3 protein-coding genes are annotated in these 2,877 nt (G+C 63.6%); 2 read left to right on the forward strand and 1 reads right to left on the reverse strand.

Translation table 11 applies throughout. The features are described 5' to 3' along the window. Positions 1-638: 638 nt before the first annotated feature. Together AHiyo1_RS11190 and AHiyo1_RS11195 are read left to right on the forward strand one after the other, a co-directional pair. Positions 639-1,508 (forward strand): winged helix-turn-helix domain-containing protein, encoded by an 870-nt coding sequence (locus AHiyo1_RS11190; RefSeq protein WP_059388617.1) that lies wholly within the window; start codon positions 639-641, stop codon positions 1,506-1,508. A gap of 210 nt (positions 1,509-1,718) precedes the next feature. Beyond that, the gene (locus AHiyo1_RS11195; RefSeq protein ID WP_059388618.1) at positions 1,719-2,249 is read left to right on the forward strand and encodes a SixA phosphatase family protein; all 531 of its coding nucleotides are present in this window, start codon (positions 1,719-1,721) and stop codon (positions 2,247-2,249) included. 82 nt (positions 2,250-2,331) lie between these two features. On the opposite strand, the gene AHiyo1_RS11200 is transcribed toward AHiyo1_RS11195, so the two are convergent. Further along, positions 2,332-2,877: LysR substrate-binding domain-containing protein (locus tag AHiyo1_RS11200; RefSeq protein ID WP_253257270.1), on the reverse strand; the 546-nt coding region annotated here is incomplete at its 5' end.

Consider the following 2,877-nt stretch of genomic DNA (forward strand, 5'->3'; position numbering starts at 1 on the left):
CCCACGGCCAGGGAACCCTGGCGGCGTGGGCCCACGGAGCTGATGTCGTTACGGGCCTTCAAAACGACATCCAGTGCGAGCGCGGCGTGAGGCTAGGGCCATTGCCGGGGTCCTAGCAGACGATTTGCCAAAGAATTTTCACGAGATGCCGATCCAGGATTGGACAAGGGTTGTTTCATATCTCGAGATTCAAAGGCAAGCGCGTGACGTGGCTTGAGATTCAGAAAACGGCAAATTCATAAAATTATATTCGAATATTGCGCCAAGAATAGCCAGTGTGACGAACGAGAATGGGTCACATTTGGACATGTGTGAATTGTGATGTGCGGCACAATAGTCCGATTCGTCTCAAAATGTGGACGGTCCGGCCCTTTGTTACTTGCAAGTTCCCTTTGTTACGTTGCACACTTCAAATGTGAACAAGAACTCAACAGCATCTGCAGCCGCAGCGATCGAGCCCAGCGCACCCGCTGGTACTTCGATGAGCTGTTGTCGAATGCATGCCTAACTTAAGACCCCAACAAGTTTCAGGCATTCGCCCCCTGCCCAGCGTCGGGCGCCCCTCCCCATCTCATTGCGGGGACCAGACCAGCATTCGAAGCCGCGATGACGGCTATTCACTTTGAGGTAAGCACTCCATGTCAGTTGCATCCGGATACGTCCACATCTCCGTCCGTAACGCCAATAAGGCCGCGTCGAACGCCGGCCTGCGTCCCGGCTTCGGCAACCGCCCGGCCTACGCCCAGCCCGCACCGCAGGGTGGCAGCCAGGCACCCGGCTACGTCCCCCAGGGCTATAACCCCAACTCCTACGGCCAGCTCCGCGCTGTTCCCGCCAACGAGGCCTCGCCGATGACTGCGCCCACGCCGGTCTTGGCTCCAGCGGACCGCTCTATCCGTCCCGTTGCTAATGACAATGTGGCCCGCGGTTTCGTGCTCTACATGGGCATTGACGAGGACACGGCCGCGGCCGCCGGAACGTCCATTGCCAAGTTGGCCCAGGAAATCCGGGCCTACGCGCAGTCCCTCGTTTCCGGCGCCGAGAGCTATGCCGCCGTCGCAGTAGCCCCGGCCAGCGCGCCCGGTTCCGCGCTCGACGTCGTCCGTTCGACTTTCGGTGACCCCACCGTTGGCAACCGCCAGCGCTCCGAGGCGCTCCGCCCGCAGCCTGCACAGGAAGCCCGCCCGTCCGGCGTCTTGATCGACCTCGCACGTCGTGAGGTGCACCTCGACGGCGATTCCCTGAACCTCACGTTCAAGGAATTCGAGCTCCTCAACTACCTCGTCGAGAACGGCACCCGCACCGTGGGCCGCGACGAACTCCTCGAGGGCCTGTGGCGCAACGCCGAAGAGGTCCCCAACGAGCGCACCATCGACGTCCACATCCGGCGCCTACGCTCCAAGCTCGGCCGCCTGGCAAACACGGTCCGCACCGTGCGCGGCCAGGGCTACCGTTTCTACGAGCACCCCGAGGTTATCGTCTGGGCCGCTCCGGAATACTCGATCTAGTCCCCACGCGCTCAAAGCGCCCGCTCCGTTCTTTGGGGGCGGGCGCTTTCGCTTCCGCGGGACGATCCCTCGCGCCTGCGCTCGTCCCTCACGCAACAACGGCGCTTTCGGGATGTCCCGCTCACGCGACAGCGCCCGCGCGAACCAGGCGGCCGCATTCCTGCGCTCAGGACCAGTGAGCATGTGCCTCCGCGGCGATAGGGTGGGGGGATGAGCGAGCATCACATCAAGCGGCTGGTGATCATGCGGCATGCGAAGTCGGACTGGCCCCTTGGTGTGCCGGATCATGAGCGACCCCTTGCCGAACGCGGCCACAAGGAAGCCCCTCTTGCCGGGAAATGGCTCCTTAAGCACCACGTGATTCCGGATTTCATCCTGTGTTCGTCCGCGCTCCGGACCCGGCAGACCTGCACGTGGGTGTGCAGCGAGCTGGGGGACAAGGCCCCGACGCCGAAACTCGAGGACGGCCTGTACGCCGCCTCCGCGCAACGCATGTTGACCGTCATCAACCATGTGCCGGAAACCGTCACCACTCTCATGATCTTTTCGCACATGCCCGGCGTGCAGGACCTCGCGATGCACTTGGCTTCCCGCGACTCGGACCATGACGCCTACATGGACGCCGCAACGCGCTACCCCACGAGCGCCATGACAGTCATGGAACTTGAAAAGCCGTGGGCTGAACTCGATGGGCAGGATGCCCGGCTGACCCACTTCGCAGTTCCGCGCCCAAAGAAGTAGCTCCCTCGCGCGAACTGGCAGCTAATGCCCTTTTTTGCGCGGCCAGAGGGCATCTGCCGCCAGCTCGCGCGGATGGTCCCAGCTAGCCCACCTCGAGGCCGGCCGCCACATCCTGCAGCAAGCGGACCACGTGGCGGATGCTGGGGCTTGCCATCATGGTCTTCCGGTACACGATTCCCACTTGGCGTTGCTGCATCGGATTGACCACGGGCACCGCCACCACTCCAGCGGGGAGCTCGGGCCTACCGAGCCGTGGCACGAGCGCCACCGCCACGCCCTGCTGGACCATGGCGATATGGGTGGAAAAGTCGGGGTCGTAGACGCGGATGTCCGGCACGCGCCCCAGGCCTGCCAGGATCGCCAGCAACGCCTCATTGCAGATGGCCCCAGCTGGCGTGCTGATCCAGCTTTCGTCCACCAGGTCGGAAGGCTCGACGGCGGTCCGGCCAGCCAGCGGGTGGGCTGAGTTCAGCAGGACGTCGGCGGTATCCAGGCAGAGGTCCTCGTGGACCATGTTCTCCGGAATGACCAAGGGTACGGAGTGCCAATTGTGGACGACGCCGAGATCGGCTTCCCCGGTGGCGACCCTCTGGACGGCCTCGCGCGGGTCTTCGGCCACCACGCGGAC

Source organism: Arthrobacter sp. Hiyo1 (assembly GCF_001263615.2).
GTDB lineage: Bacteria > Actinomycetota > Actinomycetes > Actinomycetales > Micrococcaceae > Arthrobacter.

Excerpts from the sequence above, each read along its gene's own strand:
- AHiyo1_RS11195 (WP_059388618.1), top strand. The coding sequence starts at position 1,719 with ATGAGCGAGCATCACATCAAGCGGCTGGTGATCATGCGGCATGCGAAG.
- AHiyo1_RS11190 (WP_059388617.1), top strand. The coding sequence starts at position 639 with ATGTCAGTTGCATCCGGATACGTCCACATCTCCGTCCGTAACGCCAAT.